This window comes from Kitasatospora sp. NPDC059803 (assembly GCF_042732255.1).
GTDB lineage: Bacteria > Actinomycetota > Actinomycetes > Streptomycetales > Streptomycetaceae > Kitasatospora.
In genome coordinates, this window is sequence record NZ_JBHWIJ010000252.1 from 1 (window position 1) to 12,883 (window position 12,883).

Annotated in this window: 10 protein-coding genes and 1 pseudogene; 2 read left to right on the forward strand and 9 right to left on the reverse strand. The window is 75.9% G+C overall.

Annotated features, from left to right (window positions below; all coding sequences use genetic code 11):
- A partial coding sequence (locus tag ACFV6I_RS30305) for a diacylglycerol kinase (RefSeq protein WP_380428724.1) occupies positions 1-789 on the forward strand: 789 nt, incomplete at its 5' end.
- 31 nt (positions 790-820) lie between these two features.
- Here ACFV6I_RS30305 and ACFV6I_RS30310 read toward each other — a convergent pair.
- The 9 genes from ACFV6I_RS30310 to ACFV6I_RS30350 all read right to left on the reverse strand — a co-directional run bounded on the left by ACFV6I_RS30310 (position 821) and on the right by ACFV6I_RS30350 (position 11,812).
- Positions 821-1,741 carry a DUF6891 domain-containing protein gene (locus ACFV6I_RS30310; protein WP_380428726.1) on the reverse strand — a complete coding sequence of 307 codons (921 nt, stop codon included), beginning with the start codon at positions 1,739-1,741 and terminating at the stop codon, positions 821-823.
- Between the two features lie 92 nt (positions 1,742-1,833).
- Entirely contained in the window at positions 1,834-2,376 is a 543-nt protein-coding gene (locus tag ACFV6I_RS30315; RefSeq protein WP_380428728.1) for a GNAT family N-acetyltransferase, read from the reverse strand.
- Positions 2,377-2,464: 88 nt separating this feature from the next.
- The gene (locus ACFV6I_RS30320; protein ID WP_380428730.1) at positions 2,465-3,823 is read right to left on the reverse strand and encodes a DUF2252 domain-containing protein; all 1,359 of its coding nucleotides are present in this window, start codon (positions 3,821-3,823) and stop codon (positions 2,465-2,467) included.
- A gap of 185 nt (positions 3,824-4,008) precedes the next feature.
- Positions 4,009-5,601, reverse strand: a complete 1,593-nt coding sequence (locus ACFV6I_RS30325; RefSeq protein WP_380428732.1) for a multicopper oxidase family protein — start codon at positions 5,599-5,601, stop codon at positions 4,009-4,011.
- Positions 5,598-6,068 (reverse strand): hypothetical protein, encoded by a 471-nt coding sequence (locus tag ACFV6I_RS30330; RefSeq protein ID WP_380428733.1) that lies wholly within the window; start codon positions 6,066-6,068, stop codon positions 5,598-5,600. The genes ACFV6I_RS30325 and ACFV6I_RS30330 overlap by 4 nt, the downstream gene beginning before the upstream one ends.
- A gap of 266 nt (positions 6,069-6,334) precedes the next feature.
- The gene (locus ACFV6I_RS30335; RefSeq protein ID WP_380428735.1) at positions 6,335-8,980 is read right to left on the reverse strand and encodes an FtsX-like permease family protein; all 2,646 of its coding nucleotides are present in this window, start codon (positions 8,978-8,980) and stop codon (positions 6,335-6,337) included.
- A 43-nt stretch (positions 8,981-9,023) separates the two neighbouring features.
- Positions 9,024-9,881, reverse strand: a complete 858-nt coding sequence (locus ACFV6I_RS30340) for an ABC transporter ATP-binding protein (protein WP_079135965.1) — start codon at positions 9,879-9,881, stop codon at positions 9,024-9,026.
- Between the two features lie 151 nt (positions 9,882-10,032).
- Positions 10,033-10,824: an aminotransferase class IV gene (locus tag ACFV6I_RS30345; RefSeq protein ID WP_380428737.1), complete on the reverse strand. Its 792-nt coding sequence runs from the start codon at positions 10,822-10,824 to the stop codon at positions 10,033-10,035.
- A complete protein-coding gene (locus tag ACFV6I_RS30350; protein WP_380428739.1) occupies positions 10,817-11,812 on the reverse strand; it encodes a GNAT family N-acetyltransferase in 996 nt (331 codons plus the stop codon). Before ACFV6I_RS30350 ends, ACFV6I_RS30345 begins: the two co-directional genes overlap by 8 nt.
- Positions 11,813-11,987: 175 nt before the next feature.
- Here ACFV6I_RS30350 and ACFV6I_RS30355 point away from each other — a divergent pair.
- Positions 11,988-12,883, forward strand: a pseudogene (locus ACFV6I_RS30355) (hypothetical protein); the annotation flags it as partial.

A 12,883-nucleotide genomic window follows, 5' to 3' on the forward strand; every position in this document is an offset into this window, starting at 1 on the left:
TCGCCGCCCGCCTCTTTTGTTTATCCGACCCGCCCCGCCCGCCCCCCCCGCGGGGCGGGGGCGGCCGGCGTCGACGCCGTCGTGGCCGTCGGCGGCGACGGCATGGTCAACCTCGCACTCCAGGCCGTCGCCGGCACCGCCGTCCCGCTCGGCGTGATACCCGCCGGCACCGGCAACGACCACGCCCGTGCCTACGGCCTCCCGCTCGCCACCCCCGAAGCCGCCGCCGACGTCGTCGCCGCCGGACGCACCAGGACCGTCGACCTCGGCCTGGTCACCGCCGCCGACGGCACCACCCGCTGGTACGGCTCCGTCCTCGCCACCGGCTTCGACTCGCTGGTCAGCGACCGTGCCAACCGCCTGCGCTGGCCCCGCGGCCGGATGCGCTACAACCTGGCCATCCTCGCCGAGTTCGCCAACCTGCGCCCGCTGCCCTTCCGCATCACCCTCGCCGACGGCACCGTCATCGAACGCGACCTCACCCTGGCCGCCGTCGGCAACACCCGCAGCTACGGCGGCGGCATGCTCATCTGCCCCGACGCCCTCCCGGACGACGGCCTCCTCGACCTCACCCTCGTCGCCGCCATGCCCCGGCTGCGCATCGCCCGCTTCTTCCCCACCCTCTTCAAGGGCACCCACACCACCCACCCCGAAGTCACCACCCACCGCACCGCATCCCTGCGGATCGACTCCCCCGCCATCACCGCCTACGCCGACGGCGAGTTCATCGCGGCCCTCCCCGTCGACGTGAGCGCCGCCCCCGGGGCCCTTCACCTCCTGGTGCCGTGACCCACCCGTCTCCCCGTCGGAGCCGCGAGCCTCACCCGGTCAGGCGGCGGCGCCAGAGGAGCGGGCGGATCTCTATCGCTTGGGAGGGGTCGGCGTTCCAGATGACGGGCAGGCCGGCCTCGGTGAGCGCGGCGGCCACCTCGTGGCCGATGGCGGTGGTGGTCAGCGGGGAGGCGTCGAAACCGCCGTAGCGGAGGGCGAGGCCGTGGCCGGCGGCGGCGGAGTCGGTGGACTGGGTATGGAAGTAGACGTAGCCGCGGGCGTCCGGCGCCCCGGCGTCGGCGATCTCGGCGTCGCCGCAGGAACCGCAGCAGCTGAAGTGCTCCCGGGCGGTGATGCCGGCCTCCTCCAGGGCGGCGAAGGCCCGGGTGAGGCGTTCCGGGTCGGTCTCGCCGATCCAGCCGGTCTGCTCGCCGACGCGCTCCAGCCAGAGCCGGTCGGCCAGTTGCTCGGCCTGGTCGCGGGAGGGCGGGCGGTGGTCGCCGGAGACCAGGTGGTCCTCGGCGAGTTCGGCGAGCTCGGCGCGGGTGGTGTAGCCGCCGGCCAGGGTGAGGCGCAGCCGGTCGTGCAACTGCCGCAGGTCGTCGGCGGGCAGGTCGAGCGGCGGGGCAGGCTCGGGCTGCGGGCCCAGGTCGAGCGGCTGCCAGTCCAGGCCGTCGCCCCAGCCCGGCTCGTGCCGCGCCCAGCCCGTCATCGCGGCGATGACCGCCTCGGGACCGTCGGTGCGAACCTCGAAGTGCCGGGCGGCGGAGCCGTCGCGGTGTTCGAGCGTGTACTCGCCGCCTTCGGCGTGCCACACCTGGATGAAGACGTCCGGCAGGTCCGGTATCCGCTGGGCGACCAGGAAGCGGTCGCCCTTCGCGCCGATCCGCCGCACCAGCCGCGCCAACTCGGCCGCCTCCACCCGGAGGTGGCGCGTCCCGTCGTTCTCCTGCACCCCGATCGCCAGCATGTGGATCACCCAACCACACGCCACTGACAACGGCGCCGAGCCGCGGGACGCGCCCGCCGTCAGGCCGTTCCCGGCTCGTTCCCGGCCCGCCGTCAGCCCGCCCGCTGCTCGCGGCGGAGGCGGAACAGCACGTTGGGCCGCAGCGGGCCCTCGGGGGCGGTCGGGTCCTCAAAGTCGTCGGCGGGGTCGGACGTCATGCCGAGGCGGCGCATGACGGCCTGCGAGCGGTGGTTGGTCGCGGTGGTGACGGCGAGGATCTCGGGGAGGCCGAGGGCGTCGAAGCCGTGGGCGAGGACGGCGCGGGCCGCCTCGGTCGCGTAGCCGTGGCCCCAGGCGGCGCGGGCGAGGCGCCAGCCGATCTCGACGCCGGTGAAGGACAGGCCCTCGTCGACCTCGTCGAGGCCGGCCAGGCCGACGAACTCGCCGGTGGCGCGCACCTCGACGGCCAGCCAGCCGTATCCGCGCGCCGCGGTCTCGGCCTCGAAGCGCGCCACCGAGGCGTCGCACTGCTCGCGGGTGAGGACGTCCCCGAGGTGCTCGCGGACTTCGGGGTCGGCGTTCATCGCGGCCCAGGGTGCGAGGTCGGTGGCCCGCCAGGGGCGCAGGAGCAGGCGGTCGGTGCGCAGTTCGGTCATGCGGGCCAGCCAACGCCGACCGCGCCCGCCGGGGCAACCCGTTTTCCGCACCCCCGTACCCGGAGCGCTCCCCGGGGGCGCGCCGTACTCAGACGCCCGGGGTCGCGGTGATCCGGCCGGCGTCGATCGCGGCGACCAGTTCGGCGTGGTCGAGCGCCGTCTGGTCGGCGTACCGGACGGAGAAGTCGGCGATCGCCTCGGCGAAGGCGTCCGCGCCGCCCAGGTAGCCGGCGATGGCGAGGCGGTCGCCGGTGCGCGCGTGGGCACGGGCCAGGGTGCGGCCGCACAGGTCGGCGTAGGCGCGCAGGCCGGACGGGGCCAGGTCGGCGACCTCGACCGAGCCCTTCATGTCGCGCAGTTGGCGCCCGTAGAAATGGCGCCCGGCGGGGCCGGCGGTCCAGCCGAGGAAGATGTCGCCGGCGGCCTGCATGAGGTGCTGGCCGGTGACGACACGGCGCCCGCCGCGGTGGACGGAGACCTCGGCGTCGACCCGGGTGGGCGGCAGGTGGTCCTCCAGGACGGACCGTCCGGCCTCCTTGAGCTGGAGGAACAGCGGGTCGCGGGTGTCCCGGCCCTCCAGCAGGACGATGTAGCAGCGGGTGCCGACGCTGCCGACACCGACGACCTTCATCGCCGCGTCGACGAAGCGGTAGCGGTCGAGGAGGACGCGACGGTCCTCGGCGAGGGCGGCCCGGTAGTCGCTGAACACCTTGCCGATGTCGCGCAGTTCGTTCTTCTTCAGCGGTTCGATGAGCGGTGGCGCGCTGATGATGCGCCGCTGCCCGTCGCGTTCCTCGGTGAGCTTGCCGAAGGCGTGCAGGCTGGTGCGGCGGCGGGCCTGGGCGAGGTCGGCCTCGGCGCGCTTGCGCTGCCGGGGTTTGCGGAGCAGCGCCAGCAGGTCGCCGGCGTCGATCCGGGAGTACCAGACGTCGAGTTCGCCGAGCCCGGCGAGGCGGCGCATGGCGGTGGCGTAGCCCTCGACGGCGGTGCGGGCGGCGCGGTGGGCGCGGTCCTCGTCCTGTCCGTGGTCGCGGGCGGCGACGGCGATGCTGGCGGCCAGCCGTTTGACGTCCCACTCGAAGGGGCCGGGGTGGGTCTCGTCGAAGTCGTTGACGTCGAAGAGCAGGGCGCGTTCCGGCGAGGCGAACAAGCCGAAGTTCACCAGGTGGGCGTCGCCGCAGAGTTGGACGGTGAGGCCGGTGTCGGGGACGGCGCCGAGGTCGGCGGCCATGACGGCGGCGGCGCCGCGCAGGTAGGCGAAGGGGGTGTCGGCCATCCGCCCGTAGCGGATCGGCAGCAGCCGGGCGACCCGGCCCTCGCCCTGGCGCACCAGCACCTCGACCGGGTCGGGCCGGTCGGCGGCGGGGATCCACCGCCCGTGGGCGGAGCGGGAGACGCGGTCACGGGCGGCCCGGCCGTGCCGGCGGCGTTCGGCGGGGGTGGTCATGCGCGGCTCCTCGGTCGGCGGGACGGCGGGGACGGCGGGGACGGCGGGAGGACGAAACGGCGGACGGCGGGCGGGGTGCGTTTCCCCGCGACGCTAGGCCACGAGTGCCGGAACGCGCACCGCACGCCCTCCGGCACTCGGCCGACCGGATGAAGCCCGCCGGACGAAGCCCCCCGGCCCCCGGCTCACTGCACGGTGAAGTCCGCCATCATCGCCATGTCCTCGTGCTCCAGGTTGTGGCAGTGCATCATGTACGTCCCCTGGTAGTCGGTGAAGCGCACCAGGACCTCGACCGCCTCGGCCGGGCGCAGGTCGACGGTGTCCTTCCAGCCGCCGTCGTACGGGCCCGGGTCGCGGCCGTTGCGGCTGAGCACCTGGAACTGGTTGAGGTGGACGTGGACGGGGTGGTGCAGGTCGGAGGTGAAGCGCCACCGCTCGGTGCTGCCGAGGGCGGGCCGGGCGAGGTCGCGGCCGGGCCGGTACAGGTCGCCGTTGATGGTCCAGCCGTAGCTGCCGCTGCGCCGGAAGACGAACTTGCGGGTGACGTCGACGGCGGAGGCGTCCAGTTCCTCGACCGCGGACAGCTCGTCGGGCACGGTCGAGTCGTCGCCGACCTTCTTGCCGGAGACGTCGAAGCGCATCACCTCCGCCGTACGGCCGCTGCCGAAGAGGTTGAGCAGGCGCACCGAGGTGCCCGGGGCGTAGCGGGAGAAGTCGACGACGATGTCGAAGCGCTCGGCGGGGGCGATCTCCAGCACGTCGTGGGCGATCGGGGCGGCGAGCAGGCCGCCGTCGGAGCCGATCTGGACGAGGGCGTCGCCGCCGGAGGGCTGCGGGTCGAGCCGGAGCCGGTAGGGGCGGGCGTTGGAGGCGTTGAGCAGGCGCAGCCGGTAGCGGGCGCGGTCGACGTCGAGGCGGGGCCAGGGGGCGCCGTTGACGAGGATGACGTCGCCGAGGACGCCGTTCATGTAGTCGTCGGTGACGCCGGGCGAGGCGAGGTCCTCGTCGATGGCGGGGTAGCGGAAGGAGCCGTCCTCGGTGAAGGAGCGGTCGGCGAGCATCAGCGGGAGGTCGCGGTCGCCGCGCGGCAGCGGCAGGGCGCTCTCCTCGTCGTCGTGGACGAGGTGGAAGCCGGCCAGGCCGCGCCAGACGCCGGGGCCGGTGAAGCCCATCCGGTGGTCGTGGTACCAGAGGGTGGCGGCGCGCTGCTTGCCCGGGTAGGTGTGGGTGCGCTCGCCCTCGGCGGTGCGCCCGGCCTCGTGGCCCATCCCCGCCATGCCGGGCATGTCGGACATCCCCGGCATGCCCGCCGCCCTCTGGCCCGCACTGGAGGAGCCGACCGGCAGCAGCAGGTCGACGGGGTAGCCGTCGCTGTCGGCCGGGGTGTGGCCGCCGTGCAGGTGGACCACGGACGGCACCGGCAGCTCGTTGCGGTGCTTGACCACCGCCGCCCGGCCGGACCGGGTGACCACCGTCGGCCCGGGGAAGGTGCCGCCGTACGTCCAGGCCTCGGTCCTGACGCCGGGCAGGATCTCCAGCTCGGCGACCCGCTGGGTGATCTCGTAGTAGTCGGCCGTCGCGTCGGTGCGCACCGGCTGGAGCACCGCGGGCACCGGCAGCGGCACCTGGAACGGCTCGGGCAGGTCGAGGCCGCTGCTGAGCAGCCGGCCGGGGTGGCCCTCGGCGAACAGCCGGGCTGCGGCGGGGCCGGCGACGGCAGCCAGCGCGCCCGCGCCGAGGACGGAGGCGCCGACGCCCAGGAACCGTCGACGGTTCACTTGGACACCTCCAGCGGCGCGCCGGGGCGCGGCAGGCGTCCGCTGCCGTCCGGCTCGGACAGATGGTCCGCGCGGGCGGGCAGCGGCAGCCGCCAGACGCCGACCAGCCCGAACAGGACCCCGCTGACCAGCAGCACCCCGAGGGTGACGTGCACGCTGATCGACCGCGCGTAGCCGGCGGCGATCTGGCCGACGACGGCGACGGTCAGCACGGCGGTGGTCCACAGCGGCCAGAGCGGGCCACGGCCGGGCCGGCGAACCAGCGCGGCCGCCGCCAGTTGGCAGAGGACCACGGTGGCCAGCGTCATCGCGTTGCCCTCGTGGTCCTTGAGGGACTCGTAGGTGCCGTTGAGGAAGCTGCCGGCCAGCATGACCTGGAGCAGGGCCAGGACCGCCAGGGTGGTCGCGGTGATGCGCAGCAGGATCAGCGGCCAGCGGGGCGCGGCGGCCGCGGGAGGACTGCTCATGTCGGGCTACTCTCTGCTTCGGCGGGTCGGGCGGGTCCGACGGGGCGGGCGAGAGCGTAGCTGATCCGACATCACTATCAGCTCCAATAAAGGGGTTTGGACTTTCCCGGCTACCCCATTGCGCCTACTCGGCCCGGCTTTTGTCACCCGTACGAGCGAGGCTCTGGTGCGCCCGTCCAGCGATCCTCAAGCAGGTGCCGTGACCAGCCCGAAGGGCCCCTTCCGGCGGTACCGGACGGGGCCCTTCGGGCTTTCACGGGCCTCGGCTACTGCCGGGCGGCGCCCAGCGCCACCGGGCGGGTGCGCAGCAGGGCCCGGGCGGGCAGCCCGGTCGCGCCGAGGCAGAGCAGGACGGCTCCGGCGGCCAGCGGCAGGGCGAGCGCCGGCGGGATGTACGGGGAGGAGTTGGCGACGCCCCGGGCGATCGGGACGAGGGCGATCCAGGCGATCCCCCCGCCGATCACCAGGCCGGTCGCGGCGACCAGCAGCGCCTCCCAGCGCATCATGCCGCGCACCTGGCGCCGGGTGGTGCCGGCCAGTCGGAGCAGGGCGACCTCGCGGCGCCGGTCGAGGACGGTCATCACCAGGGTGTTGACGGCGGTGACGGCGGCGAACCCGCCGAGCACGCCGGCCATCACGGTGTTGGCCCAGGCGTTCAGCTCCATCATCTTGTCGGACTGGGCGACGAATCCGGCCCGGTCGGTCACGGTCGCCCCGCCGGGGCCCGCGAGGCCCGCCAGCGCGGCCGCCACCGCCGTACGGTCGGCGCCCGGTGCGTCGGCGACCAGCACCTGGCTGTCGTACCCGGCGGTGACGTGCCCGGCGACGACCGCCCGGGGCAGCAGCACCTGGCCGAAGCCGAGCCCGCGGTCGTAGACGGCGACCACGGCGGGCTGCACCGGGGTGCCGTCGCCGAGCCGCAGCGGCACCCGGTCGCCGACCTTGACGTCCAGGGCGTCGGCCAGCGTGGCGTCCAGGGCCACGGTGTCGGCGGCGCGGCCCAGGTCGGCGAGCGAACCGCTGCGCACGCCCAGGTCGAGCACCCGGGACAGCCGGGCCGGGTCGCCGTCGACGCCGAGCGCGGTGGCGGAGCCGAGCTGCATGTCGTGGGTGTACACGGCGGCGGTGCGCAGCACGCCGACCGCAGCGTCCACACCGGGCACCTTGGCGGCCCGGGCGGCGGTGCCCGCGGGCAGGCCGGGGCCGGTGGAGCCGATCACGTGGTCGGCGACGATGCCGTCCCGCACGTTCGCGCCGGTGGCGTGGCTGATGGTGCTCTGGAGGAACAGCAGGGTGCCGCAGAAGGCGGTGACCAGCACGATCGGGGTGATCGCGGAGGCCAGCCGGCGGGCGTTGGCTCGGGTGTTGTCGGCGGCCAGCGAGCCGGGGGCACCGCCGGCCCGCAGCGGGGCGCCGAACACCGCGGCGGCGACCCGCGCCACCCAGGGGCCGAGCAGCGCGACGGCCAGCATGAAGCACATGACCACGCCGAGCGCGGTGTTGGCGGCGTTGATGCCGTCCAGGGCGGCCGCGAGGGCGGCGGCCACCACGCCGCCGGCGGCGAAGAGCAGCCCGATGACGGTCCGCACCTTGCCGGGGTGGCCCGGTTCGACGGCGGCCGCGCCGAGCGCCTGACCGGGGCGCAGCTTGGCGGGGCGGCGGGCGGCCAGGAAGCCGGCGGTCAGCGCGGCGAGGGTGCAGATGAGGACGGCGGCGAGCATCGGCAGCGGGCCGACGTCCAGCCGCACGCCCTGCGGCACGGCGCCGCGCGAGGTCAGTTCGTCGAACCACCAGCGGGCCAGGGCCAGTCCGGGCAGGATGCCGAGCGCCCCGGCGACCGGCGCGACCAGCATCGCCTCGGTGGCGATGGTGCGGCGGATCTGTCGCGGGGTGGCGCCGATGGCGCGCAGCAGGGCGAACTCGCGGGCGCGCTGGCCGGTGGCCAGGGCGACGGTGCTCATCACGACGAAGATCGCGGTCATGGTGGCGTAGCCGCCGAAGCTGCCGCCAAGCCCCATCAGCAGGGTGCGGGCCTCGCCGATGGCGGGCTGTTCGACGGTGCCGCGGCCGTCGCCGGTGAAGACCTTGGCGCCGCCGTTCTCGGCCTTGGCCTCCAGGCCGATGGCCGGGGTGCCGGCGGCCTTGGCGTCCGCTGCTTGGGTGCCCGCAGCCTTGGCGTCTGCGGCCTTGGTGCCGGGGGCCTGGGCGTCGAGGGCCTGGCGGACCTGCGCGACCAGCGCGGCGCGGTCCACGCCCTCGCGCGGCTGGACGGCGATCGCGTCGATCCGGCCGGGGTGGCCGGAGAGGCGGTCGGCGGTGGCGTCGGCGAACCAGGCGGTGGGGCCGGCGGACTGGGCGGCGGCCAGGCCGGAGACCCGGTAGTCGCCGGTGCCGCCGGGGGCGGTGAGGGTGAGCTTCGCGCCGGGCGCGAGGTGGGCGGCGCGCGCCGTGTCGGCGTCCAGCACCACCTCGTCGGCGCCGGGCGCACGGCCCTCGACCAGTTGGTCGGCCGGGCCGGCGATGCCGAGCGCGGCGAAGCCCCGGCCGGTCAGGGCGGGGGTGCCGGCGCCGGCCGGCAGCGGAAAGGCGCTGTCCGGGCGGGCCGCGGCGACCCCGGGCAGTGCGGCGATCCGGCCCACCAGGGCGGCGTCCGTCCGGGCCCGCTCGGGGGTGGTCTGCTCCCTGGTCTCGGTGTCGCGGCCGACATTGGCGGTGATCCGCACCATCGGGTCGGCCGCGACCACCACCGGGGTGCCCGCGTACCGCTGCGGTGCGACGCTCGCGGTCAGTCCGGTCTGCAGCAGCACGCCGCAGGCCACCACCACGGCGGCGCCCAGCACCAGGGCGACCAGGGTGCCCACGAAGGAGGCGGGTCGAAAGCGCACCGAGGCGCGCGCCAGTCCGTTGCTCATGCCCCTGCCCCGTTCCACTCGTCGATCGGTCCACGCCACCCGTTCACGCCGCGACCCCCACCGGGCGGGCGGTGAGCGAGACCATCCGGTCGGCGACGGCCTGCGCCTGCGGGTGGTGCAGCTCGTCGACGAGCGCGCCGCCGGCCAGGAACAGCGCCCGGTCGGCGAACGAGGCCGCCACCGGGTCGTGGGTCACCATGACCACCGTCGCGCCCAGGTCGTCCACGGCGCGCCGCAGCAGGCCCAGCACCTCGTGCGCGGTGCGGGTGTCCAGCGCGCCGGTCGGCTCGTCGGCGAACACCACGTCCGGGTCGGTGATCAGCGCGCGGGCGATCGCCACCCGCTGCTGCTGGCCGCCGGAGAGCTGGCCGGGCCGCCGCTTGGCGTGCTCGCCGAGGCCGACCTGGGCCAGCAGCTCCCGGGCCCGGGCGCGATCCTGGCGCTCGCCGGCCAGCCGCTGCGGGAGCAGCACGTTCTGCTCCACCGTCAGCGAGGGCAGCAGGTTGAAGGACTGGAAGATGAAGCCGATCCGGCTGCGGCGCAGCTTGGTGAGCCGGTCCTCGCTCAGCCGGGTGATGTCCTCGCCGCCGAGGCGGATCTCCCCCTGGTCGGGCTTGTCCAGGCCCGCCGCGCACTGCAGGAAGGTCGACTTGCCGGAGCCGGACGGGCCCATCACGGCGGTGAAGGTGCCCCGGGCCAGCGCCAGGTCGATCCCGCGCAGCGCGTGCACGGTCTCGGCGCCGCGGCCGTAGGTGCGGCGCACCCCGCGCAGCTCGATCGCCGGACGGGCGCCCTGCTCGGTGTACGGGCCGCCGCCGTACGCCCCCGTCGCGTACGGTCCGGCGGCGTGCGGTCCGGCGGCGTACGGCTCGGTCGATGGGCGGTCGTGGCGGCGTGCCATGGGTGGGCCTTCCTTCGGGGATCGTCGGTGGTCGTCGACGGGTTCCACGTTAGAAAAGGCCAGGCCGGCGGACCATGGAGGCCGCTGGCGGACCGGGGGTGGGGATATCCCCACCCCCCTCCGGGGGCCTGCGGGCCGGCGCCGGGCGGGCTCACACCGGGTCGGCGGCGATCTCCCCGTAGGCGGCGGCGAGTTCGGCGAGCACGGGGTGCGCCGGGTCGAAGGCCGTACCGTCGACCGCGGCCAGCGGCCGGACGCCGACACCCGCGTTCACCGCGAACGCCGCCGTGAAGCGGCCCAGCCCGGACGCGTCCACCCACTCGCGCGACTGCGGCCCGCCGTACGCGCCGGCCAGCAGCGCGGCGGTCACCCCGGGCAGGCTCGGGCCGTCCGGCCAGACCAGTCGGCGGCCGTCGAGGAAGCCGACGTTCCAGGTGGCGCCCTCGACCACCCCGCCGCCGTCCGGCTCCACCAGCAACACGTCGTCGTAGCCGTCGAGTTGGGCCCGCCTGCGGTGGTGGACCAGGCCGAACAGGCCGACGTGCTTCACCTCCGGCAGCTCCCGCCGGTACCCGACCGTGCGCACCCGCAACGGGGCCGGCGCGGCCACCGCCGCCGGGCGGGTGGTCAGCAGCAGCCGGGGCGCCGCCGGGCCGCCGGGGCGCTCCAGGCCGAGCTCCGGGTCGTACACCGTCACCCGGACGATCACCGGCGCGCCGTCGGCGGGCAGCACCGCGCGGATCCGCTCCCGCACCGCCGCCCGGTCCAACTCGGCGGCGAACAGCACCCCGCAGTCCCGGACCAGCCGGTCCAGGTGCAGCGCCAGGCCCCGGACCCGGCCCGCATCGACGCGCAGGGTGGTGAAGTGCCCGTAGTTCAGCAGCCCCAGTGCGGCCAGCCGCGCCGGGTCGGCCGGCGCGCCGTCGATCTCGATCTCAGCCATCCCCCGAGTCTGCCAGCCCCGGCACGGCCGCCACCGGGGCCTCCGCTCTCGGCGCCGGGGGCGGGGTCGGGGCCGCCGGGGCCTGGGTCGCCGCCGGGCGGTACGGGCTGACCACCTCGCGGCCCGCCGCCAGGGCCAGCTGCTCGAAGTGCTCGATCTTGTAGGCCAGCCCCTCCGGCTCCCCGGCGTCCGACCACCGCCACGCCTCCGCCCACCACTGCGGGCCGCGCACCAGCGGCCGGCCCGCGAGCGCCAGATGCAGCGCCAGCGTCGAACGCGCGTACTCGTGCACCCAGCCGTCGGCCGCCCGGTAGTCGGGCGTCTCGTCCAGCCGCAGCCAACGGCCCTCGCAGCCGGCGGCGAGCATCGGCACCCAGCCCCAGCCCCGGTCCGCGACCAGCAGGTGCAGCCAGCCGCCCTCCTCGCACACCCGGTACGGCGGGAGCTGCGGCATCCGGGCCAGGGCCAGCGAACGCTTCCAGCCGACCACCCAGAGGCCGCGACGCAGGTAGTAGCGGACGGCGTGCTGCCAGGACCAGTGCGCCTCCAGCCGGAAGCCGGGCAGGCCCTCCGCGGCGGCCGCCGCGTACACCTCGTCCAGCGCCCCGGCGGCCAGCCCCCGGCCGCGCGCCTCCGGAATCAAGTAGAGGGAGGAGACGGCCAGTTGGCCGGGCCCCTTGGTCCAGTTGTCCACCGCCACCGTGCCGGCCACGGCGCCGCCCTCGTCCAGCACCCAGTAGCGGCGCCGGTAGAGCTCGCCGCCGGGCCACTCCCGGCCGCTCTCCCCCAGCCGCTCGCGCCACCGGCGCTCGGCCTCCGGCGTCAGCGCGTCCGGGGCCACCAGCTCCCCCAGCTCACCCTCCACCAGGGACGCCAAGTCCCAGAGGGCGAACCGCCGTTCGTCCCCCTCGGCGACCGCCCGCAGCCGCGGCCCCGCCGCCAGCCGGTCCTGCGCCCGCTCCACTGCCGCATCCCACGACCTCACCACGCCGACACGATAGCGGGAGCGCGGGCACTTTCCGTAATCCGACGAACACCGAACGTCAGATCGGATGCGAAGGTCTCCGGGCGAAGGCCCCGACGGATGGTAGGGGAAACCCGACCAGAGGACTCGACCTGACCGTGATGACCAGGCTGACCTGCGGCGATGCAATGAACGGGTGATGAATCGGCACGACTCCCCAGACCGGCGGCACGCCGCCGCGTGGTGCGGCGGATGGCTCCTCGCGGCCGGGTGGGCCGGGGCCTTCCCGCTGCTCTCCGACCTCGGCCCGCACCGCGCCTGGGGCGCCTGCGCCGCCGTCGGCTACCTGCTGGCGGCGCTCGCCGCCCTCCTGCCGACGCGCCGGGGCCGGCCGCTGTCCATCGCCCTCGCGCTCACCGGGGCCGTCGCCGTACCGCTGCTCGCCCTCGTACTGACCGGCCAGGGGCAGAGCGAGGTCGGGGTGATCGAACGCTCCGGGGCCCTGCTGCTGCGCACCGGGACGCCGTACCTCGCCGAGCCCAGGACGGTGGCCGAGTACACCCCGTACCTGCCCGGGATGGCGCTCCTCGGACTGCCCCGGGCCCTGCTCGACGGGCTTCCGCTCGGCGGCCTGTCACTCGATGGTCTGCCACTCGACGGGCTGCCGCTCGCCCGGGTGGCGGGCGACGCGCGGCTCTGGTGCGCGGCCGCGTTCCTCGCCTGCCTGCTGCGCTCCGCGCCCACCGGGCGGCGGACCGCCCGCGCCGCGCCGACCGCCCCACCTGTCGGCCGGCGGACCGTCCTGGCCGCGCTGACCGCCTCGCCCGTCGTCGCACTGCCGCTCTGCGTCAGCGGCGTCGACCTGCCGATGACCGGCCTCTGCTGGCTCGCACTCACCCTCGCCGCCCGACGGCGCCCCGCCCCCGCCGGACTGGCCCTCGCCGCCGCCTGCTCGCTCAAGTGGACGGCCTGGCCGGCCGTCGCCGTGGTCACCGCGCTGCTCGCCGCCACCGCCGGACGGCGCCCCGCCCTGCGCGCCGCCGCCGTCGCGGTGGGCGGCACGGCCCTGCTCGGCCTGCCCGGCGGCCTGCGCGC